Origin of the sequence: Rhodococcus sp. UFZ-B548, from assembly GCF_903819475.1 — a bacterium.
Lineage (GTDB): Bacteria > Actinomycetota > Actinomycetes > Mycobacteriales > Mycobacteriaceae > Rhodococcus_F > Rhodococcus_F erythropolis.
In genome coordinates this window covers 56,984-78,613 of record NZ_CAIJDS010000027.1, presented here as the reverse complement: position 1 = coordinate 78,613, position 21,630 = coordinate 56,984, and the positions used below count along the sequence as shown (strand labels likewise).

22 protein-coding genes and 1 riboswitch are annotated in these 21,630 nt (G+C 61.9%); of the genes, 16 read left to right on the top strand and 6 right to left on the bottom strand.

Annotated elements, in window-relative coordinates; genetic code table 11:
- Positions 1-144: 144 nt before the first annotated feature.
- The 5 genes from pdhA to H7C86_RS21930 are packed head-to-tail and all read left to right on the top strand — an operon-like array spanning position 145 to position 5,338.
- Positions 145-1,233, top strand: coding sequence for a pyruvate dehydrogenase (acetyl-transferring) E1 component subunit alpha (pdhA, locus tag H7C86_RS21950; RefSeq protein ID WP_182262225.1), 1,089 nt, complete (start codon positions 145-147; stop codon positions 1,231-1,233).
- Positions 1,230-2,207: an alpha-ketoacid dehydrogenase subunit beta gene (locus H7C86_RS21945; RefSeq protein WP_092765283.1), complete on the top strand. Its 978-nt coding sequence runs from the start codon at positions 1,230-1,232 to the stop codon at positions 2,205-2,207. Before pdhA ends, H7C86_RS21945 begins: the two co-directional genes overlap by 4 nt.
- Entirely contained in the window at positions 2,204-3,439 is a 1,236-nt protein-coding gene (locus H7C86_RS21940) for a dihydrolipoamide acetyltransferase family protein (protein WP_182262224.1), read from the top strand. The genes H7C86_RS21945 and H7C86_RS21940 overlap by 4 nt, the downstream gene beginning before the upstream one ends.
- Positions 3,440-3,449: 10 nt before the next feature.
- On the top strand, positions 3,450-4,655 hold the full coding sequence (locus H7C86_RS21935) for an MFS transporter (protein ID WP_019749231.1): 1,206 nt from the start codon (positions 3,450-3,452) through the stop codon (positions 4,653-4,655).
- Positions 4,656-4,684: 29 nt separating this feature from the next.
- Complete coding sequence (locus H7C86_RS21930) at positions 4,685-5,338, top strand: hypothetical protein (RefSeq protein ID WP_020908349.1); 654 nt, start codon at positions 4,685-4,687, stop codon at positions 5,336-5,338.
- A 357-nt stretch (positions 5,339-5,695) separates the two neighbouring features.
- On the opposite strand, the gene H7C86_RS21925 is transcribed toward H7C86_RS21930, so the two are convergent.
- Genes H7C86_RS21925 through H7C86_RS21915 form a run of 3 tightly spaced genes read right to left on the bottom strand, consistent with a single transcriptional unit; the run spans position 5,696 to position 8,555 of the window.
- Positions 5,696-7,123: an NAD(P)(+) transhydrogenase (Re/Si-specific) subunit beta gene (locus H7C86_RS21925; RefSeq protein WP_020970092.1), complete on the bottom strand. Its 1,428-nt coding sequence runs from the start codon at positions 7,121-7,123 to the stop codon at positions 5,696-5,698.
- A complete protein-coding gene (locus H7C86_RS21920; RefSeq protein ID WP_003941319.1) occupies positions 7,123-7,446 on the bottom strand; it encodes an NAD(P) transhydrogenase subunit alpha in 324 nt (107 codons plus the stop codon). The genes H7C86_RS21925 and H7C86_RS21920 overlap by 1 nt, the downstream gene beginning before the upstream one ends.
- A complete protein-coding gene (locus H7C86_RS21915) occupies positions 7,446-8,555 on the bottom strand; it encodes a Re/Si-specific NAD(P)(+) transhydrogenase subunit alpha (protein WP_047889211.1) in 1,110 nt (369 codons plus the stop codon). Before H7C86_RS21915 ends, H7C86_RS21920 begins: the two co-directional genes overlap by 1 nt.
- Positions 8,556-8,828: 273 nt before the next feature.
- Here H7C86_RS21915 and H7C86_RS21910 point away from each other — a divergent pair, with 273 nt between their 5' ends.
- Positions 8,829-8,990, top strand: a complete 162-nt coding sequence (locus H7C86_RS21910) for a hypothetical protein (RefSeq protein ID WP_158024830.1) — start codon at positions 8,829-8,831, stop codon at positions 8,988-8,990.
- A gap of 91 nt (positions 8,991-9,081) precedes the next feature.
- Here H7C86_RS21910 and H7C86_RS21905 read toward each other — a convergent pair whose 3' ends face one another.
- Positions 9,082-10,620 (bottom strand): AMP-binding protein, encoded by a 1,539-nt coding sequence (locus H7C86_RS21905; protein WP_070797138.1) that lies wholly within the window; start codon positions 10,618-10,620, stop codon positions 9,082-9,084.
- A 191-nt stretch (positions 10,621-10,811) separates the two neighbouring features.
- Between H7C86_RS21905 and H7C86_RS21900 the strand changes: the two genes are divergently transcribed.
- Positions 10,812-11,630, top strand: coding sequence for a maleylpyruvate isomerase family mycothiol-dependent enzyme (locus H7C86_RS21900; RefSeq protein WP_182262223.1), 819 nt, complete (start codon positions 10,812-10,814; stop codon positions 11,628-11,630).
- Positions 11,631-11,664: 34 nt separating this feature from the next.
- Entirely contained in the window at positions 11,665-12,288 is a 624-nt protein-coding gene (locus tag H7C86_RS21895; RefSeq protein ID WP_021334158.1) for a Type 1 glutamine amidotransferase-like domain-containing protein, read from the top strand.
- A 57-nt stretch (positions 12,289-12,345) separates the two neighbouring features.
- Here the strand turns inward: H7C86_RS21895 and H7C86_RS21890 are convergent, their stop codons facing one another.
- Complete coding sequence (locus H7C86_RS21890) at positions 12,346-12,672, bottom strand: hypothetical protein (RefSeq protein WP_003941297.1); 327 nt, start codon at positions 12,670-12,672, stop codon at positions 12,346-12,348.
- A 575-nt stretch (positions 12,673-13,247) separates the two neighbouring features.
- Between H7C86_RS21890 and H7C86_RS21885 the strand changes: the two genes are divergently transcribed.
- Positions 13,248-13,517, top strand: a complete 270-nt coding sequence (locus H7C86_RS21885; RefSeq protein ID WP_020908356.1) for a GNAT family N-acetyltransferase — start codon at positions 13,248-13,250, stop codon at positions 13,515-13,517.
- Positions 13,518-13,639: 122 nt separating this feature from the next.
- On the top strand, positions 13,640-14,914 hold the full coding sequence (locus tag H7C86_RS21880) for an MFS transporter (RefSeq protein ID WP_020908357.1): 1,275 nt from the start codon (positions 13,640-13,642) through the stop codon (positions 14,912-14,914).
- On the opposite strand, the gene H7C86_RS21875 is transcribed toward H7C86_RS21880, so the two are convergent.
- Positions 14,907-16,475 (bottom strand): carboxylesterase/lipase family protein, encoded by a 1,569-nt coding sequence (locus H7C86_RS21875; protein WP_182262222.1) that lies wholly within the window; start codon positions 16,473-16,475, stop codon positions 14,907-14,909. The two genes, H7C86_RS21880 and H7C86_RS21875, sit on opposite strands and share 8 nt — an antisense overlap.
- A 130-nt stretch (positions 16,476-16,605) precedes the next feature.
- Positions 16,606-16,701: riboswitch (TPP riboswitch) on the top strand.
- On the opposite strand from H7C86_RS21875, the gene H7C86_RS21870 reads away from it, so the two are divergent.
- The 6 genes from H7C86_RS21870 to H7C86_RS21845 all read left to right on the top strand — a co-directional run bounded on the left by H7C86_RS21870 (position 16,689) and on the right by H7C86_RS21845 (position 21,556).
- Complete coding sequence (locus H7C86_RS21870) at positions 16,689-17,432, top strand: TenA family protein (protein WP_020970100.1); 744 nt, start codon at positions 16,689-16,691, stop codon at positions 17,430-17,432. It overlaps the preceding riboswitch by 13 nt.
- Positions 17,432-18,460, top strand: coding sequence for an ABC transporter substrate-binding protein (locus tag H7C86_RS21865; protein ID WP_070797161.1), 1,029 nt, complete (start codon positions 17,432-17,434; stop codon positions 18,458-18,460). Before H7C86_RS21870 ends, H7C86_RS21865 begins: the two co-directional genes overlap by 1 nt.
- Positions 18,438-19,241: an ABC transporter permease gene (locus H7C86_RS21860; RefSeq protein ID WP_069147280.1), complete on the top strand. Its 804-nt coding sequence runs from the start codon at positions 18,438-18,440 to the stop codon at positions 19,239-19,241. The genes H7C86_RS21865 and H7C86_RS21860 overlap by 23 nt, the downstream gene beginning before the upstream one ends.
- Before the next feature lie 8 nt (positions 19,242-19,249).
- Complete coding sequence (locus tag H7C86_RS21855; protein WP_031331938.1) at positions 19,250-20,044, top strand: ABC transporter ATP-binding protein; 795 nt, start codon at positions 19,250-19,252, stop codon at positions 20,042-20,044.
- A 306-nt stretch (positions 20,045-20,350) separates the two neighbouring features.
- Complete coding sequence (locus H7C86_RS21850; protein WP_020970102.1) at positions 20,351-20,908, top strand: LysM peptidoglycan-binding domain-containing protein; 558 nt, start codon at positions 20,351-20,353, stop codon at positions 20,906-20,908.
- A gap of 165 nt (positions 20,909-21,073) precedes the next feature.
- Entirely contained in the window at positions 21,074-21,556 is a 483-nt protein-coding gene (locus H7C86_RS21845; protein WP_020970103.1) for a hypothetical protein, read from the top strand.
- Positions 21,557-21,630 lie beyond the last annotated feature (74 nt).

The window sequence follows — 21,630 nt, the reverse complement described above, 5'->3', positions numbered from 1 at the left end:
TCCTGATACGGCAGTGGAAATACTTGCGGATTTCCCAATCAGGGGGATCCTGATGGTAGAGCGACAACTGCATACAACACATCGGGATTGTGCGGCGTACTCACGAGGCGCGCCGGGCATGAGCAGAAACCGAGGTGAGCGAAGATGATCGACAACCTCGATTATCCGGTCCAACTCATCCAACCGAACGGCGCACGAGTGTGCCGTCCCGAATTCGACCGCCTGATAACAGACATCGGGCCTGACGAACTGCTGTCGTTGTATCGCGATCTCGTCGTGAGTCGCCGAATCGACACCGAAGCTGTTGCCCTGCAGCGTCAAGGCGAAATAGGTTTGTGGGCTCCGATGCTCGGCCAAGAAGCCGCCCAGGTCGGTTCCGCGAGAGCACTCGCCCCAGACGACTTCGCGTTCACCAGCTACCGCGAACATGCCGTCGCGTACTGCCGGGGAGTTCCCCCCGAATTGCTGACCACCATGTGGCGAGGAATCTCCCATTCCGGTTGGGATCCAGAACAATTCAACGTCACCAATCCGGCGATCGTCGTCGGCTCCCAAGGGCTGCACGCCACCGGATACGCACTCGGCGCACACCTGGACGGCGCCGAGATCGCAACGATCGCGTACTTCGGCGACGGCGCCACAAGTCAGGGCGACATCGCCGAGGCGATGGGATTTGCCGCCAGTTTCCGTGTCGGCGTTGTCTTCTTCTGCCAGAACAACCAGTGGGCCATCAGTGAACCGGTATCCCTCCAGTCACGCACGCCCATCTCACATCGGGCGATCGGTTACGGCATCCCCGCGATCCGCGTCGACGGCAACGACGTCCTCGCCGTTCTCGCAGTCACGCGCTCGGCGCTCAATCGCGCACGCGAAGGCAGCGGCCCGACGTTCATCGAGGCGATCACCTGCCGAATGGGCCCGCACACGACGTCCGACGATCCGAGCAGGTACCGCGCCGATACCGACATGTCGGAGTGGAGAAGCCGCGATCCGCTCGAGCGAATGCGTCTGTTCCTCGGCCGTCGCGATCTTCTCGGAGAAAACGAACTCAGCACCGTCGCGGCGGCGGCCGACGACGTCGCAGCTGGACTGCGACGCGCAACCATCGCGCTCGCCGATCCACCCCCGTCAGCGCTCTTCGATCACGTCTACGCCGAGGCACACCCACTGATCGACGTTGAACGCGAAGAGCATCGCGCGTATCTCCGCAGCATGGAAGGGGCTTCGTCATGACCGTCATGAATCTGGTGACAGCGCTCAACACCGGCCTGCGACGCGCACTCGAAGACGATCGTCGCGTTGTCATCATGGGAGAGGACGTGGGCCGTCTCGGCGGTGTATTCCGGGTTACCGACGCCCTGCAGAAGGACTTCGGCGATACTCGGGTGATCGACATGCCCCTCGCCGAATCAGGGATCGTGGGAACAGCTTTCGGTCTTGCCTTGCGCGGATATCGGCCTGTCTGCGAGATCCAATTCGACGGGTTTGTCTACCCGGCTTTCGATCAGATCGTCTCGCAGGTGGCCAAGATCCACTACCGCACCCGAGGCGCTGCCTCTGCGCCACTGACGATTCGCATTCCCAGTGGCGGTGGAATCGGTGCGGTGGAACATCATTCGGAGTCGCCGGAAGCGTACTTCGCTCACACCGCGGGACTGCGGGTGGTGTACCCGAGCAATCCGATCGACGGCTTTCACATGATCCGCCAATCCATTGCGGCCGACGACCCGGTGATATTCCTCGAACCCAAACGGCGCTACTGGGATACCGCCGACGTGAATACCGATGCTGCGCCAGAGCTTCCGCTCCACCGTGCCCGAGTCGCCCGCTCGGGGAACGACGCGACAGTAGTTGCGTACGGGTCCATGGTCGCCACAGCGCTCGACGCCGCGCGGATCGCCGAAGAAGAAGGCCATGATCTGGAGGTCGTGGATCTGCGTTCACTCTCCCCCATCGACTTCGACACGATCGAGGCGTCGGTGAACAAGACAGGCCGGCTGGTCGTCGTCCACGAGGCGCCGAAGTTTCTCGGCGTCGGCGCCGAAATCGCAGCACACGTCGCGGAACACTGCTTCTATCAGCTCGAGTCACCGGTCCTGCGGGTCACCGGATTCGACATCCCCTACCCGCCCGCCAAGCTCGAGCGATTTCACCTTCCGGACGCCGACCGGATCCTCGCAGCACTCGACCGGACGCTGGCAGCATGAGTACCGGGCACGAATTCCGGTTGCCGGATCTCGGCGAGGGCCTGACGTCCGCCGATCTGGTCGAGTGGACGGTCGGCGTCGGCGACACGGTGGAACTCAATCAAGTTCTCGCCCAGGTAGAGACAGCCAAGGCTCTCGTCGAACTGCCGTCGCCCTACGTCGGCGTTGTCAGAGAACTCCTCGTCGAACCTGGCTCTACCGTCCCGGTCGGCACTCCGATCATCCGAATCGAGGAGCCTGCAGATTCACCGTCTCCAAGTGATTCACAGTCTCCGAGCGTGCTTGTCGGATACGGACCCGCGGCCGAGAGACCGAGCCGACGACGGAACCGGGTTACGCCACACTCGCAAACCGCGGCGAGTACCGAGCGTCGGCCCGCAACACCCTCGGCGCGGCGCGCGGCCCGCGAAGCCGGCATCGATCTGAGCGAAATCACCGGAAGTGGATTCGACGGTGCCGTCACGGCAGCGGACGTCGCAGACGCGCTTCGCGTGAAGGCCGCGTCGAGTGAAGCTCCGCGGCCGGCCGGATCCGGTATACAGAAACAGCCGGTCTCGTCCGGCATGCGGAAACAGATGGCGTCGGCGATGGTCGCCAGTACCCGTGCCCCTCAGGCCAGCGTCTTCCTCACCGCCGATGTCACGCCTTCGATGGAACTAGTCGGCAGGCTCCGTCCCTCGGACGCATTCACCGGACTTTCTCTCACTCCGCTGACTCTCGCGGCCAAGGCCTTGGTTACGGCGATCTCGTCGCACCCGATGGTGAACGCGCATTGGGACGAGGCCCGCGGCGACGCCGTCATCGACGATCACGTGAATCTCGGCATCGCCGTCGCCTCCGAACGTGGACTGTCCGTGCCCAACATCAAAAGCGCCGAGACGCTGAGCCTGGTCCAACTTGCACGCGCGGTGACCGAACTGACCGTCGCTGCCCGCGCGGGAGTGACCGATGTCCATCACCTGACCGGTGGCACCGTCACGATCACCAATGTCGGAGTCTTCGGCGTCGACGGGGGCATTCCGCTCCTCAATCCGGGAGAAGCCGTCATCCTTTGCCTGGGCACAGTGAGCGAGCGTCCCTGGGTAATCGAGCGCAAGATCGAAGCGCGGAGCGTCGCGACACTGACGTTGACGTTCGACCACCGGATACTCGATGGTGAGCAGGCCGCGAGATTCCTCTCATTTGTCGCACAGATGCTCGCGGACCCGGACCTGTTGCTGTCTCACCTGTAAAAAGGAACGAGTGAGCGTCAACCCCACCGACCGAGTAGTCCCCACCTCCGCCCTGGTACGCGCCCGGGCCGGCATCTTCGGCATCTTCGGCATCAACGGATTTCTGCTCGCGATGTGGGTCGTCCACATTCCGTCCATCGAACACCGTGTGGGAATCAGTCACTCGACGCTCGGCTCACTGCTTCTCCTTCTTGCTGTCGGAGCCATTGCCGGTATGCAATTGAGCGGTCCGCTCGCCGATCGATACGGCAGCAGGCGCATGGTCATCCTGGCGGGTAGCGGGCTGGCATTCGCCACTCTCGGCCCGGGATTTGCCACGAACACCTGGCAACTGGGCGCCGCACTTGTTGTATTCGGCTTCGCGAACGGCGCGTTGGACGTGTCGATGAACTCGCAGGCTGTCGAGGCCGAACAGTTGTACCGGCGCCCGATCATGGCGGCCTTTCACGGCATGTTCTCGGTCGGCGGCGTATTAGGGTCCGTCATCGGATTCGGCACTCTCGCACTGGATCTTCCGCCGTACGTCACGCTCAGCATCGCGTCGGCAATCGGCTTGCTCGCGGTCTGGTTGTGCTCGCGACCCCTGCTCCCTCACGTCGACGTGCATGCCGAAACCGCGTCGACTACCGGAAAGACACACGGCAGATTCTCGGCTCGCGTACTTGCCCTCGGAACCCTCGCCTTTGTTCTGATGCTGGCCGAGGGAGTGGCAAACGACTGGAGCGCACTGCAGGTCAAGGAAGATCTGGGTGTCTCGAATGCCGTTGCTGCACTGTCGTTCGGTGCATTCTCCGCCATGATGACCGTCGGCCGATTCACCGCGGATCGGATCAGCGCGGCAGTCGGCCCGGTGGCAGTGGTTCGCTACGGTGCGTTGCTCTCGTCCATCGGAATGCTGACCGTCGTGGTGTCGGGCTGGCTACCGCTCACGTTGCTCGGCTGGGCACTGTTCGGTGCCGGCCTGTCGGGATGCATTCCGCAGATCTTCACCACGGCGGGAAATCTGGGCTCAGGTTCGGCCGGCACCAACATGTCTCGCGTCGTCGGCATGGGATACATCGGATTCCTCGCCGGTCCGGCAACCATCGGCTGGGTCACCACGCTTGTGCCTCTCACCACAGCAATGTTGATCCCGTTTGCATGCGTCCTGGTCGCAGCGGCTTGTGCGGGTGTCGTTCGGCGCGATTCTCCGACCGCCTACAGACCTCACAGCTGATCCTCACGATCGGCACAGACTCAACAAGGATGCTGGTACTCGTGACCGTCTCGACCTCCACCCAGCACCCCGCTCCCTCCACAACCACTCGCTTCCTCGTCCTTGCTGCGATCGCCGTCGTAGCGCTGGGCGTCTTGTATTTCGTGCGACCCACCTCGCCTGGGGTGAGCGTCCCCGAACAGGTGCGCGCACTTGCCGAGTGGACGGTAGGCCGATTCGACGTCACCGCTGTACTCGCAGCCACTACTGCTCTGGCCGTCGTCTCGATGGTCCGCGGACTGCCATACGGTATCGGCGCGATCCTGCTCCTCGGAATGGGCGCCAATCTCACCAACGCGGCGTTCGGCTCCTGGCTCCCCGATGTGCCCCAGGACCTGTTGCCCAGCGGTCACGTGGCAGCGGCGACCGCGCTGTACTGCTCGGCGATCTTGATCTCCGCCCCGCAGTGGCGTCCGGTAGTCGCCGGTCTCGGATTCGTGGGGGTTGCTGCGATCGGCGCCAGCGCACTGGCCGCCGAGTTGAGCGGCCTTTTCGGAGTGATAGCTGGCGTTCTGATCGCTCTGGTATGGGCCTGTGCTGCAGCCATTTTGATGGCGCGATCGCCCATCGCCGCGAAACGTGAAGCGCTACGCCCGGATACGGCAGCAATCGCGTTCTCCCGGCACCGGAGCATCCGACTTTAGTCCTAAATCTTTGTGATTCAGAGATTCTCGCCGCTAAGCCCTCCCGCGACGGCGGGGCATGACGTATGTTCTGAAATGTCCGAATCAAGTAGTTCCACAGCGAAGGAGTCTTTACCGTGAGCCTCGAAGATCTGAACCCGCTCGAACTGATCCAGAAGTTGATCGAACTACTTTCCGGCTTCTCTTCCGACCCCGAAACCCCCGAGGTCCCGTAAAACGTCGCCAGAGGCGCCTGTTCCGAGTTTCGTCTCGGACCAGGCGCCTTTGTCGTTTCAGCACAAGAAGCCGTTTCGACACAGGGACACGAAAAAGGCGCCCACCCGTGGTTACGAGTGGACGCCCTTCCGAGCTCGAGCGCTACAGCGCCTTGAGCTCCTCGGTTACTTCGGAGACCGACTTCTTGGCATCACCGAAGAGCATCGAGGTGCCCTCGGCGAAGAAGAGCGGGTTCTCGATACCGGCGAAACCGGAGTTCATCGAACGCTTGAGCACGATGACCGACTTCGACTGGTCGACGTTGAGGATCGGCATTCCGTGAATCGGTGAGCTCGGATCGTTGCGCGCCGCCGGGTTGGTGACGTCGTTCGCGCCGATCACCAAGGTGACATCGGTACGAGAGAACTCGTCGTTGATGTCGTCCATTTCCTTCATCGCGTCGTACGAGACATCCGCCTCTGCGAGAAGAACGTTCATGTGACCGGGCATACGGCCGGCGACCGGGTGAATGGCGTACTTGACCTCGACGCCCTTCGACTCGAGCAATTTCGCCATGTCCTTGACCGCGTGCTGAGCCTGCGCGACGGCAAGTCCGTATCCGGGTACGACGATGACCTGGTTGGCGTAGGCCATCTGGATAGCCGCGTCGGCGGCCGAGGTCGCCTTTGCCGTGCGCACGACGCCGTCGGAGGACGGCGCTTCGCCGCCGCCACCGAAGCCGCCGGCCACGATGGCCGGGATGGACCGGTTCATGGCCTTGGCCATGAGGTTGGTCAAGATGGTGCCCGAAGCACCCACGATCATGCCGGCGACGATCATCGCCTGGTTGTTGAGCGCCAAACCTGCAGCAGCAGCTGACAAACCGGTCAGAGCGTTGAGCAGCGAGATGACGACGGGCATGTCCGCGCCGCCGATGGGCAGCACGACCATCAGTCCGAGGATGCCCGAGAGTACGAGCACGCCGACGATCCACAGTGAGCTGGTCGGGCCTTCCGGTGAGATCGCCTTGATACCGATGATTACCGAGAATGCGACGGCGGCAATGAGCAGCAGCGCATTGAGCGGCTGCTGGAGCTTACCGATTCCGATCGGACGACCAGGCAGAGTTTCCTGCAGCTTCAGGAACGCGATCACGCTGCCCCAGAAGGAGATCGATCCGATCACCGCGGCAAAGAGCGAAGCGATGACGATGTGCACCGTCGGCGACTCGCCGTGCTGGAAAGCGGTGAACCCGTCCGAGTCCAGGAATTCCGCGTACGCGATCAACGCGACCGTGCCGCCGCCGACACCGTTGAACAGTGCCACCAACTGCGGCATGGCCGTCATCTTCGTGCGCAGCGCCGGCGGGACGCCGAGCACGACACCGATGACAAGGCCGGCAGCGATGAGGATCCAGTTCCCCATCTCCGCATCACGAATGGAGATCAGAGTTGCAACGACGGCGATGAGCATGCCGACCGCGGCGATCTGGTTGCCGCGGACTGCGGTCTTCGGGCCGGTAAGGCCCATGAGGCCGTAGATGAACATCGAGAACGCGACAATGTAGAGCGCATTGACCAGGTATTCCATTACTGGTCACCATCCTTCGACACAGACTTGGCGGCCGGCTTGGCCTTGAACATCGCCAACATGCGGTCCGTGACCACAAAACCACCGACAACGTTCACGGTTCCGAAGACGAGCGCGACGAACAAGATGATCTGCAACCCGATCGAGGGATCGTGCACCTTGCCCAGGACGACCAACGCACCCAGGACGACGATGCCGTGGATGGCGTTCGTGCCGGACATCAACGGGGTGTGCAGGGTGTTCGGAACTTTGGAGATCACAGCGAAACCGACGAACCCGGACAACACCAGGATCGCGATGTTCGCCAGAAGTGATGTGTACATCAGGCGCCCTTCTCTTCACGGGTGACGCACGCACCGGCCAGAACCTCGTCGGAGAAATCAGGCGCCAATGCACCTTCGACGAGCATCAGTTCGATCAGCGCGGAAATGTTCTTCGAGTACAACTCGGACGCATGCTCAGGCATGGACGCCGGCAAATTCAGCGGAGAGCAAATGGTCACGCCGTGCTTGACGACGGTTTGACCCGGCTCGGTCAGCTCGCAGTTACCACCGGTTTCACCCGCGAGGTCGACCACGACACTGCCCGGCTTCATGCCTTCGACCGCGGCAGCGGTGACCAGGCGCGGCGCCGGACGACCCGGAACCAGAGCAGTGGTGATCACAACGTCGAAGCCCTTGATCGCATCTTCGAGTGCCTGCTGCTGCTTCGCTCGCTCGTCGTCGGTCAACTCGCGGGCGTATCCACCCTCACCCGCCGCGTCGATTCCGAGGTCGAGCCACTGTGCACCCACCGAACGCACCTGGTCGGCGACCTCAGGACGCACGTCGTACCCGGTAGCGCGGCCACCGAGGCGCTTGGCTGTCGCCAGCGCCTGCAGACCTGCCACACCCACTCCGAGCACCAGAACGGTCGCAGGCTTCACCGTGCCTGCAGCGGTGGTGAGCATCGGGAAGAACCGCGTCGACTCCGATGCTGCCAACAGAACAGCCTTGTACCCCGACACGTTCGCCTGCGAGGACAACGCGTCCATCACCTGCGCGCGGGAGATACGAGGAATCGCCTCCACGGCGTATCCCTCGATGCCGGCGGCCTTCAACTCGGCGATGCGGTTGTCCGCGTTACGCGGATTCAGGAAACCGATGAGCTTCGCGCCGGTACTGATCCGGGCGATCTCTTCTGTCGACGGGGGCGCAACCTTGACCACGACGTCAGCAGTCCACGGATCGCCGATCTTCGCGCCGGCAGCGGTGTACAACTCGTCGGGAATCAACGCCCCGAGACCGGCCCCGGACTCGACGACCACGTCGACGCCCTTGCCGATCAAAGCGGACACAATTTTCGGCACCAATGCGACCCGACGCTCACCATCACTCGATTCTCGAGGGACGCCGACCGTCGGACGCACTTGTGCGCTCTTCGATGTTTCCATTTTCCATTACCTTCTGCGGTTGGTGGTTCGCCTGCTGCGACGAGCGGCAACCAGCATGTGATGAGCGGAAGATGACCCGCTTTTGGGTGAATGGTGACTGATAGTAGCCAGAGTTACCGCGGCGTAGGGAAACCGACGACGCACTTTCTCCATCTGAATCGAGTCCGAACAGTATGTTTGGACATACCTTGAGAAGCCTACTGTGGCGCCGATCACACTCGAATGGCGGGCTATTCCACTATTTGAAACGGCCGAAAGACGAAAAGGCATGAAATGACGCGCCGAATAATCATCGTCGAGGGAGTTTACGAACCGGCTTCCGAATGTAACGCCGTCGGGCTTCTCATCGACCAACTCTGGCCGCGCGGCGTCAAACGCGAAAACCTGCAGTACGCATCGCACCGGCATCGGATTCTCGACCCGTTGTTCTACTGACAGCAAGCAAGGACCTGCCATACAGCCACGCGCAGGTCCTTGCCGACTATCTCGCAGAATTACTCTGATGTCCTAGTATTTCACCGGAGGATCAACTGCTCACATATTGAGACCGCAACTTGTGCTTTACGAGCTTTCCTGTCGCGGTCCTAGGCAATTCGTCGGCAAAGTCGATGCTTCTCGGAGCTTTGAAATGTGCAACCTGGCTGCGAACGTATTCCAGCAATTCCTCGGCGACATGGGCACTCGGCTCGACTCCCTCCGCCAGTTGGACAACCGCCTTGACCTGTTCGCCCATTTCTTCATCGGGAACACCGATGACCGCCACGTCGAACACTTTCGGATGCAAGGTAAGGATGTTCTCGGACTCCTGCGGATAGATATTGACGCCACCAGAGATAATCGTGAATGCCGCACGATCGGTCAGATAAAGGAAACGCTCGGAGTCGATATAGCCGATATCTCCACTCGTCGTCCACGTCGGATGATCCGGATGCTGCGCGGCAGCCGTTTTCTCGGGGTCGTTGTGGTACCGGAATGGCAGAGTCTCCCGCTCCCAGAACACGGTACCGATCTCGCCGACCGGAAGATCACGCCCGGCGTCGTCACAGATGTGCACGATCCCCATCACTCCGTCACGACCGACGGAACCCGGATGCGCCAAGGCCTGCTCGCTGTTGATGAAGGTGGCGCCCGAACCCTCGGTCGAGGCGTAGTACTCGTGGATCACCGGCCCCCACCAGTCGATCATTGCCGCCTTCACTTCAGGCGGACAAGGAGCAGCAGCATGAATGGCGACCTTCACCGTCGAAACGTCGTAACGATCGCGGGTCTCCTTCGGAAGTTTCAACATTCGAACGAACATCGTCGGTACCCACTGACTGTGCGTCACAGCGTATTTACCGATCAACTCCAGCGCGGTTTCGGCTTCGAATGCATCCATCAAGATCACGGTTCCGCCGACCGAATTGATCACGCCACAAAAGCGCAGGGGCGCCGCGTGATAGACCGGAGCCGGGCACAAATAGACTGTGTCGGAATCGAACCCGTACATCGGCGCGAACACCGCGGTGTACGGATCCATGGTGGCGTCCACCTCGCCCTCCGGAAGGTCTCCCTTGATCCCCTTCGGCCTGCCGGTGGTTCCGGACGAGTACAACATGTCAGCCCCACGTGGCTGCGAGTCGAGTGGATCGGCGGACTGAGCATCGACCGCATCCTCGTAGTCGTCGAAACCCTCGAGGGCGCCGCCGTACACCAATCGGTGACGCACGCGCGGAATCAGCTTCTCGTCCAACGGAACTGCTGTCGACGCCTGACCCGACGCCACCAGAATTGTCGCCTCGCAGTCGTCGACGATGTAGGCGGTCTCCGCAGCCGTGAGATGCCAGTTCACCGCAGTGATGTAGAGACCTGATCTCAATGCTGCCCAGTACACCTCGAACGCCCGGAGATCGTTGTTCGAGATGAGAGCGACGTGGTCCCCAGGCTTGGCACCGACACTTCGGAAGTATCGCGCCAACTGCGTCGACCGTTCGTCGAGTTCCCGGTAGGTGATGGACTCACCCGTCGCCGGGCGAATGACGGCGGGCTTGTCCGGCGTGGACTGGACAAAATTTCCTGGAAACACGAAGACTCCTCTGTCGGTGACGACAACGCCGCGTGAGCCTGCTTCGGCGTCGACAATCCTGGTCTACCACAGGAACTCTGCCTCCCTCGGATGTTTGGCGACACCGACTCGAAGCATGGGAATGCCCGCTCACTTATCCGGCGCGACATACAGTGAGGAGAACCGCACCGTCCGAAACAGGAGATGTCCGCATGAGTGGTTGGCCCCAGGACGCAGTAGTCGACGCGTTGACCGAGGAATGGAAAGTCATCGACGCACTGCTTGCCGAACTCGACGGTGACCAGTGGTTGGCACCGTCCAACCTTCCGGGGTGGACGGTTCATGACATCGTGTCCCACCTGATCGGTACGGAATCACTGCTCGCGGGCATCAATCCGCCGTCGATCGACCTGGACGTGCACGCATTGCCTCACGTCCACAACGAGATTGCGGCGTTCAACGAGCGCTGGGTCGAAGGCCTGAGGCGGACGCCGCACGCGGACTTGTTGGCCCACTATCGCGATATCACCGCCACGCGAGCCGACGCTCTTCGCTCGATGACGGGCGCAGACTGGGACGCCGAGACACAAACACCGGTCGGTCTTGCGCCCTATGGCCGGTTCATGCGTATTCGGACCTTCGACTGTTGGATGCACGAACTCGACATCAGAGATGCAGTCGGCATTCCAGGCGAGGAAGGCGGATTGCGCGCGGAGACTGCATTCGGCGAAATCACCAGCGCGCTCGGATTTGTCGTCGGGAAACGAGGAAAGGCACCCGAGGGAGCACGGATCACTTTCGAACTCGAAGGGCCACTTGCCCGTTCACTTCACATCTCGGTCGATGCGCGTGCAACGCTCGTCCCGGAGCTGGACGGCCCGGCGACCACGACCATCTCGATGAGCTCACCGCTCTTCACCCGGATTGCCGGTGGCCGCGTCCAGGCGTCCGATCACCGAACCGACATCTCGCTTCGCGGTGACACCACCGTGGGCGCACGCGTCGTCGACAATCTGGCGTTCACGATTTGAGAGCTGGGCGGGTAGGTCGCGAAGGTACTGAGAAGTGAAACTGTTTCTCTCGTCCTACCGTTTCGGCGACCACCGCGAGGCTTTTGTCGATCTTGTAGGCCGCGGCGCACGCATAGCGGTGATCGCCGCGGCTGCAGATTCGTGGCCCGTCAATGCCCGCAGTTCGGCAGTGACAAGCGAATTGACTCCACTACGGGCCGCGGGCTTCACGGCAGAGGAAGTTGACGTCCGAGACTTCCTGGGTGCAACGGAAGCACTCGAAGTCCGACTTCGCGAATTCGACTGTCTGTGGGTTCGCGGCGGAAACACGTTTGTCCTGCGAGCTCAGCTAGCCCGAAGCGGCGCAGATCGGGTCATAGAGATGCTGGTTCGTTCGGGCCTCGTGGCCTATGCGGGATACAGCGCGGGAGCGTGTCTGGTGACTCCGACTCTGATCGGGCTCGACGCGTCGGACGACCCCGCTGAAGTCACGCCTACGTGCGGTATCGACCCGATCTGGTCCGGGCTCGCGCTGGTCGACTTCGCGATAGTGCCGCACGGCGGCGATTCGTTACTCGAAGATCCGCAGGTGACCGCGCGGACGGTCGCAGCGCTGACCACTGCTGGCGCGCAATTCACCGTGCTTACTGATCAAGAGGTGATAGTCGTCGACCGCTGATCTGACGCAGACGGTTGATCTTGACGCAGACTGGGGAGTCGACTCGGCCCGGCTGGATCAGCCGTGCTCTGCCACCGCGGTTCCGGCTGCCGGCGACTGACGCTCTAGCCTCGTCCACGCAATCTCCCAGCGCTTGACCGAGACCTCGTCGGCGTCCTCGAGAAGGGCGTCGAGGAGCAGGCGCGGATTTTCGCGCCATGCCAGTTCGGCGGCATGGACCTCCGCAGCCGAGAACAACCCGGACGCCTCGAGATCGCGAATCCACTCGCAGATCTCGCCCCGGTGGATCCGTGCGATGGTCTCGTATCCCAGACCTTCGTCAAGGAAGTCGTACGAAAAAATTGCGGCAAAGTAACTGTTCGACTCACGCTGCCCGAAAATCATGTGCGTTCCTTCCTCGAAGTTGTCCGACGAAGACTCGAAATCGAACCGTTGCGAAGCCGCGCCAAAGTTTTTTTGGCGAAGTTGTAACGCTTCTTCTATCCCCGACGATTCAAACGCTAACCCCCCAAGCGGGTCTTTGGGATCACGTCCGAGAAACGATCTGATGACCAAGGCAATACCCCTGGGGTTTCCGGGCGCTCGCACCCTTCGTCGGCACGCAATCAGCGCCCCGCTGACCTGCAATTTGCCCGTTTCAGGTCCTCCACTTAATCCATCCGAACAGACGACAAAAAACTTTGTGACGAGTCCCACATATTGGGATGTTTACGATCGCGATGCATATGTATCACCCAATGTGGGCACAAAAGTACGGGCAAATCGGCACGTACAGACCAGTTTTCTTCCTGATCCGACACGACCAAGGCCCCTTGAACGGTCGTCCAGTTGTAGTTGCGCTAAGTAACGGAACTCACGCCGGCAAGCGATATTGCGGACCGCCTGCCAGGTAGCGTGGCTCCACAGAACGCAGACGCGGCGCGCCGCAACCGGCCGCCCTTTCGAAACGGAGCCCGAAGATGACCGAGACAGTGGCGCACAACTCCGCGGAAACGCGCTTCGAGATCCGTGTCGACGGCGAACTGGCCGGTTTTGCCGAGTACTCGGACCATTCCGGTGTCCGTGATTTCCACCACACGGTGACGTACCCACAGTTTCGCGGGCGCGGGCTTGCCGCCATCGTGGTGCGGGAAGCGCTCGATCAGACCCGGAACGAGGGATTGAAGATCCTTCCGACGTGCTCGTACGTCGAGAAGTTTGTTGCAGAGAACCCCGTTTACCAGGCATAACCAAACGAGGACGGTCCGCGAAAAATCACTCGCGGACCTGCAACCCCCGCTGCTAGCGTCGATGGTGCCGTCGTCGAAACTCTCGAAATCCTGGTCGGCACCATCTCGGGGAAGGAAAGAACGTGGTCGCCTCAGCAGATCGGCGCCCACCTGCATCCGAGGACGTAGTTACCCCCAGCTATCTCCCTCTCGTCCTCGTCAATCTCGCGACGCTGTTCTCGGCGATCGGCAACGGTATCGCCATCGTCGTACTCCCCTGGCTTGTTCTCGAACGAACCGGCAGGGCTACCGACGCGGCGATAGTTGCCGGCGCAGCAGCCATTCCGTTACTCGTGTCGAGCCTGTTCTCGGGGACATTCGTCGACAAATTCGGACGCCGTCGAACGTCGATGATTTCCGACGCTCTTTCGGCGATGTCCGTAGCGGCGATCCCGATCATCGCGGCCACCGCGGGCTTGACGATCCCGGTGATCGCGGCGTTGGCCGCGCTCGGTGCGGTGTTCGACCCCGCCGGAATGGCGGCGAGGGAGTCCATGCTGCCTGCAGCAACTCGGACAGCCAAGTGGAAGCTCGATCGCACCAACAGCGTGTATGAGGCCAATTTCAACGTCGCATATCTGATCGGCCCTGGCATCGGCGGTGTCCTGATCGCAACGATCGGGGCGGTGAACACGCTCTGGGTGACGGCGGCTGGTTTTGTGTTCTCGATCGTCGTGGTTGCCTTCATCCGCCTTCCTGGCGCCGGAGTCCCCGAACACGAACATCGTCCGAAATCGATCTGGCACGGCACACTCGACGGTCTTCGGTTCGTCTGGAACAACAAACTGCTGCGCACTCTGGCGCTGATCGACATGGCCGTCGTCGCGCTCTACATGCCGGTGGAGAGCGTCGTGTTCCCGGTGTACTTCACAGAGTTGGATCAACCGGCGCAACTCGGATCGGTGCTGATGGCATTGGCGATCGGCGGCATCATCGGCTCTCTCGCCTACGCTCCGCTGGCACCGATCATGTCCCGGCGACTGATCATGATTTTTGCCGTTGCCGTTCTCGGCATAGCGATGCTTGCCATGGCGCTTCTACCTCCGCTGTGGGTGATCCTCGTGCTCGCCGGACTGCAGGGGCTCGTCTACGGACCAGTCGGCCCGATCGCCAACTACGCCATGCAGACGCACAGCCCGGAGCACATGCGCGGACGCGTCGTCGGTGTCATGACGTCGACTGCCTACGCCGCCGGCCCGCTGGGTTACCTCGCGGTCGGCCCTCTGCTCGATCAACTCGGAATCGCGTCGACCTTTGTGGCCCTGTCGATTCCGATCATCCTGATCGCCGCAGTCTGTGCCTCCCTGCCGGTGCTTCGCGAACTGGATCGTCCGCGACACTCGACCGACGTCAGTTGAACCCCATCACGTCGTTTCCCCAGGCGACGCGCAGTCCGTGATCGGGGTCGCTGACGAGGGTGTCGGCCGAGTCGATCAACAGCGTCGACCGCTTCTCTTCCTCGTACGGCGCCCAGTGCTTCGAACCGTCGAGAGCTGCCGGCACGGCATGCCGCGCGAAGGCCAGCCATCGCCGTTGAATACGGCCGGCTACCTCCATCGCAGCCTTCCGTCCACCCAGCCAGAACGTGGGGTCGACGTTCAGTGTTCCGAAATTGCCGAATACATAAGGTAATTCGGTCGCGTGGCCCGCACCGATCCGCGCCGCCTTGAGCATCGGCGTCGCGTGATCGAAGCGGTAGACCCATGTAGGGGAATGCCTGCATTGAGCGTCGGCGATCCACAGAGTCGGCATGCGAAACGCCGCGTCCCGCGACAGTGCGAGCGCGCCACTCGGTTTCGCGTGATCAGGGTAAGCCGACATGATCTCGGCAAGTTTGGTCGCGGAGATGTCGGGGTGATCATCCGCCAGCAGTTGCAGCATGGCCTCGACCGACTGCGCGCTCACCGGCATCAGCGGAGACTTCATGAACTTGAAGATCGACGCCTCGTCCTTGTTGGAACCGATGATCAGTGGGATTCGGTGCGCGTAACCCTTCTGGAAAGCCGCAACCGGGTAGTGCGGCACCAGATCACGATCGACAACGGGTGCCATCGCCAAAGTTCCCGGAATCCGGGTCGGAATTTCGTTGACCAGGTCATCGCTTGCCTTGACGAGCAGTTCCAGATCCGTGGTCAGCAGATCGCCTGCGTCTTCAGGGTCGATCGAAAGCAGTTCGAGAAACCGCTCCGCCACGGTCTTGGCGCGCTCGGCCCCGTAGACGGAGGTCGCGGGAGGACTCTGGGCAATCGCACGATGGAACAGACCTTCGGCGCTCGGACAGGTCATGAGCGTCGTGATGGATCCTGCGCCGGAGGACTCACCGAACACGGTCACCGCACTCGGGTCACCCCCGAAGGCGTCGATGTTGTCTCGAACCCATTCGAGTGCCGCAATCTGGTCTCGCAGACCACAGTTCGATTCGAAAACGGTATCCGCGGTGGAGAATCCAGACAGGTCCAGGAATCCGAGGGCACCGACGCGATAGTTGAAGGAGACGAGAACGACGTCACCGGTTTCAGCCAGATGACGGCCGTCGTAGATCGTTTGGGCGGCGGACCCGAGGCAGTAGGCGCCGCCGTGAATCCACACCATCACCGGTCGCGGCGTGCCGTCGGGGCGCGGGGCCCACACGTTGATCGACAAGCAGTCCTCGTCGATTTTGAAGGCCCGGTCGATCGGAACCGCCGGACTCTGGCCCTGCGGCGCGATCGGCCCGAACTCACGACAGTCGCGCACCCCGTCCCACGGCTCAGCGGGTTGCGGCGCGCGGAATCTCCGTTCACCCACCGGCGCTGCTGCGTAAGGCATGCCCTTCCACGCGAATATTCCGCCATCCGGATACCCGCGGGCTTCTCCGCCGCGGGCACGGATCACGAGTGTTCCGTCCTCGCCAAGATTTGGTCGAACGTCGGTCTCCATGTCTGAATCCCCTCCCGACCCGCGCGTGTGGCAAACAAGACCAAACGTACCAACATAAGGCCGATGTGCGTCGACTACTCAACTGCCAGGTAGGCGCCGACGAAGCAGAGGCTCGGTGTTAAGGTCGCCTAGTTCTGACACGGGGTGCTCCGCATGGGCGGGGCTGAGAACACACCCGGGAACCTGATCAGGTAATGCTGACGAAGGGATGTCATGGCTACTACGCAGCCTGCATACAATTCTGCCGAAAACTCGGTGGCCACAGCGCCGTCGACGGATCGGTTCACCGATCGACTCTGGGCCGAGACGAAGGTCCTCCGCGAGTCGATCGACTCACTGGAGTTCCTCAAACGCCTCGGCGACGGAACATTGCCTCTCGACGCGTTCCGCACGTACATCGAGCAGGACAAGCTTTATCTCGAGGGGTATTCGAAAGCGTTGTCCCTGGTCGCGGCCCACGCCCCGGATCCGCAGTCCGCGGGCTTCTGGTCGAATTCCGCGTCCACGGCAGCGACAGTGGAATCTGCGCTTCACGACGGACTTCTCACCGGTGGAATTCTTCCAGCGGGATCGGGAAGGCTCGAGCATTCGCAGGCCTGCCTGGGATACGTCTCGTATCTGACGGCGACTGCGGCAACTGCGCCTTACCCGGTCTCCGCAGCGGCAGTACTCCCCTGCTTCTGGATCTACGCCGAGGTCGGCCGCGATCTTGCCGCTTCAGCGCGCGAGGTACTCGACGCCGATCCGTCGCATCCGTACGCACAGTGGGTCACGACGTACGACGCACCCGAATTCCACGAGTCGGTGGCGCAGGCCCGCGTACTGGTCGATGCTGCTGCCGAAGCAGCCACCGAGACAGAGCGTGAGGCGATGAGTGAAGCATTCCGCATCGCCAGTCGCTACGAGTTGATGTTCTGGGATTCCGCACTCCACCAGCAGCCTTGGCCGGCGTCGTGATGTCGTTTGCGGCGCTGCGCCGCACACTTGCGACCTCTGCCGCGATCGCAGCCGCATTCACAGTTCTGACCGGATGCGCCGCTGACACCGGCGCTTCCGACGGGACCATTCGGTTCGCACTCGACTGGACCCCGAACACGAACCACACCGGTTTGTACGTTGCACTCCAAGAGGGCTACTTCGAGGACGCCGGTCTGGACGTCTCGATCCTGCCGTACAACAACACCTCTCCCGACACCCTGGTCGACGCCGGCAACGCGGAGTTCGGCATCAGCACACAGAGTCAGGCCACGTTCGCCCGAGCGGCCGGCGCCGCCACGACGTCCGTCATCGCGCCACTTCAGCACCGCGCCACCGGCATCGGTGTGAAGGCGGATCGTGCGGACATCACGCGCCCGCGTGATCTCGACGGAAAGACGTACGCCGGGTTCGGCGATCCCGGCGAAGTCGAAACGCTGCAGCAGATCATCCGCAACGACGGCGGGACCGGGAACTTCACGACGGTCACGCTCGGTACGTCCGCGTACGAAGCCGTGTACTCGGGCCAGGCCGATTTCACGGTCTCCTACTTTGCTTGGGAAGGCCTCGAGGCGGAGCGAAACGGAACTCCGATGCGGTACTTCCAGTACACCGATTACGGCTTCCCCGATGCATATTCGATCGTGATCAACGGCAACCAGCAGTGGTTGAAGGACCATCCCGACGAGGCACGCAAGTTCGTCAAAGCCGTTCAACGCGGATATCAGACTGCTGCCGACAACCCGGACCAGGCCGCGCAGGATCTCATCGACGCGAACCCCGGAGCTTTCACCGACGAAGACCTCGTCCGTGACAGTCAGCGGATGCTCGCCGCCGACTACATGAAAGACGCCAACGGCGTCGTCGGTACGCAGAATCTCGAAACCTGGTCGGGTTATTCGGGATTCCTCTTCGACAACGGATTGCTCGCCGGACCCGACGGGAAGCCGCTGACCCAGAAGCCGGACTGGTCGGAGTACTTCACCAATGAGTATCTCGACGCGTCCTGACGCGAGCGGACGGCTGGTCTCGGCCATGCGGCGGGCGCTTCCCGCGCTCGCCGTGGTGGTGCTCCTCGTAGCGGCGTGGCAGATCTACGTCGAGATCAGTGGGATTCGGCCGCAGGTACTTCCGTCTCCTGGTCGCGTTCTGTCCCAAGGGTGGGACAATCGCGAGATCATCTCCGGCCACGCCTGGTCGACATTGCAGGTCACGTTGGTCGGCTTCACTGTTTCATTGGTGTTGGCCTGGATTCTTGCTGTGGTCGTGGACTTTTCGCCGTGGTTGTCACGCGCGCTGGTACCACTTTTTGTCGTCTCGCAGACGCTGCCGATCATCGCCATCGCGCCGCTGATGATCATCTGGTTCGGCTTCGGGTTGTTGCCGAAGGTGTTGGTGATCGCACTTGCGACGTTCTTCCCCATGACCATCGGACTCATCGAGGGATTTGCCGCGGCCGATCGGGAAGCGGGCGCTCTGCTGCGCAGTATGGGCAGCACTCGCTGGCAGGAGTTCCGATACGTTCGCCTTCCTTCGGCAATTCCGCGATTCTTCACTGCCCTGCGCATCGGCATCACGTATGCGGTCGTGGGTGCGGTGTTCTCCGAATACGTCGGCGCTACTTCCGGTTTGGGTATCTACATGAGCACCCAGAAGAACTCCTTCCGCACCGACCTGGTGTTGGCGGCCGTACTGGTGACCGCGTTGATCAGCGTCACGCTGTACTTGCTGACGTTCGCCATCGAGCGCATCGTTGCACCATGGGCGATGAACGAAAGGTCGCGGACATGACTGACCCGATGGTCGAGGATGCAATGGTCGAAATCCAGGACCTGACCAAGAGGTTCGACACGGCCGGAGAATCGCGTCTCGTACTCGATTCGGTGTCCTTCCGCGCCGACGCGGGCGAATTCGTGTCGGTGATCGGGCCGAGCGGCTGCGGCAAGAGCACGATCTTCAACGTCCTGGCCGGGCTCGAATCCCCGACCTCGGGTTCAGTCCGTGTAGGCACGCGCGCAACTGAATCCGAAGCAGCCGCCGAGGTGCACACCGCATACATGCCGCAGAAGGATCTCCTGTTCCCTTGGCGCTCGGTACTGGACAACACGGCCCTCGGTTTGGAAGTGCAGGGAGTCGGCAAGAAGGAAGCACGCGAGCGCGCTCGTGAGTTGTTCCCCGCGTTCGGCCTGTCCGGATTCGAGGACGCCCGGCCGTCACAGCTGTCGGGCGGTATGCGCCAGCGAGCGGCGATGCTGCGCACCGTTGTTCAGGGCAAACCTGTCCTGCTGCTCGACGAGCCGTTCGGCGCGCTGGACTCGTTGACCCGCACCGAGATGCAGGCTTGGCTGCAAGACGTGTGGCAGCAGTACCGGTGGACCGTGCTGATGATCACCCACGATATTCGTGAAGCGATCTATCTGTCCGACCGCGTGATCGTTCTGTCTGCGCGTCCGGCAACGGTCAGGTGCGTAGTCGACGTTCCCTTGCCGAGACCACGCGAGCTGGACATGATCACCACGCCCGAGTTCGCCGACGTCGAGCGTGAACTGCTTGCCGTTCTCCACGACGAGACGCGCAAGTCGCTACGCCCCTAGCGGTTACTGATAATGCAGTAGTTACTGATAATGCGCTGAGAGAGTTTCGAGTTCACCTGGAGTTCAGGAGAATGCGCACCGAAACCTGACGAGGTCACGTACCATGATCCGGCACTTTCACCCAAAACGCCTTAATATCAGCAAGATCCGAACGCTCGACACGCAGTCCGTCAACGCTGCACAATTCTCCGTACTCTTCGGTAACGTACACTCGGTCGCCTACGAGACCAACGGCCAGAAGGTAACTGGACGGTAAAGCGGAATCGTGGAGGCACAGTCATCGCAACAGATTTGGAAAGGGACAGCGTGAGCACACTGCAGTCAGGTCAGAGCCTCGGAGTCGGCCAGGAACTCAAGTCCGACAACGGCGCATACACCCTCACCTTGCAGGACGACGGCAACCTGGTTCTGTCCGAGGGCGGACAGGCTGTTTGGGCCGCAGGCACCAACGGATCCGGCGCCAACCGCGCCGAGGTGCAGACTGACGGAAACTTCGTCATCTACAAGGACTCCGACGCCGTGTGGGCATCGCAGACCGCAGGCAACGACGGTGCCTCCCTCTCGGTTCAGGACGATCGCAACGTCGTTCTGTCCGCCGGTGGAAATGCTCTGTGGTCTTCGGACACTGCAATCGAGGCTCCGGCCGCCGAGGCTGCCCCGGAGCCCGCTCCGGCACCGGAGCCCGAGCCTGCACCCGCCGCTCCGGCAGCGCAGAGCTACACCGTCGAAAGCGGCGACACCCTGTGGGCAATCGCCGAGCGTTTCTACGGTGACGGCAACCAGTACCAGCGCATCGCGGATGCAAACGGCATCCCGAACCCGGATCTCATCAACGCCGGTCAGGTACTGACGATCCCCGCCTGATTCACTGCTTGACCTGGCCCTGGGTGCCGACGTCCGCGTCGACACCCGGGGCCTTTTGTGTTCTACGCCACATAGATTCGCGTCCTGCCCAGCAGGCCCTGATACTCCATTGCGGCATCTTTTCGCCTACAGTACTTCCGTACTGCTCCCGAAGGACAGGTGTGCATGAAAGACAGAACAGTCATGATCGGCGCTGTCGCAGTGGCCGCTCTCTCTCTGACATCAGGCCTCGTTTTCGGCGGAGCAGCCGGCGCATTCGGTTCCGGCGGCCCTGTGGTGAAGCCTCCCGCTCTGGTCTCGTCGGTTTCCGTGGAGTCCGTCGCCGGGATCGAACCGGCCGCGTTCTACAGCTCGGTTGCAGTTCCCACGGTTGTCATCCCGCCGACGCCGACCTGGCGAATCGCCGACGAGACGACTGCTCCTCGTAATCAGCCGCTGGTGGTGACCGCGACAAGCACGAGCTCCGCTACGTCCACTACGACTGCAACGAGTACGACAACACCGGTCTCGTCCACGACCACCGCGTCGGCTACAGCGACCTCGTCACCGACCGCGACAGCCACGACCACCAAGACCAGCACCACCCCAGTTGTCACGACCGGGTCCACGCCGCCCGTCGTCGAGGTCTCGCCCGTTCTCGCCGGATAGTCATCGCCCTTTCGCCTGCATACCGCCTGGCGTGACGGCGGTTACAGGCACACTTCAGTCGCCGCTCTCAAATA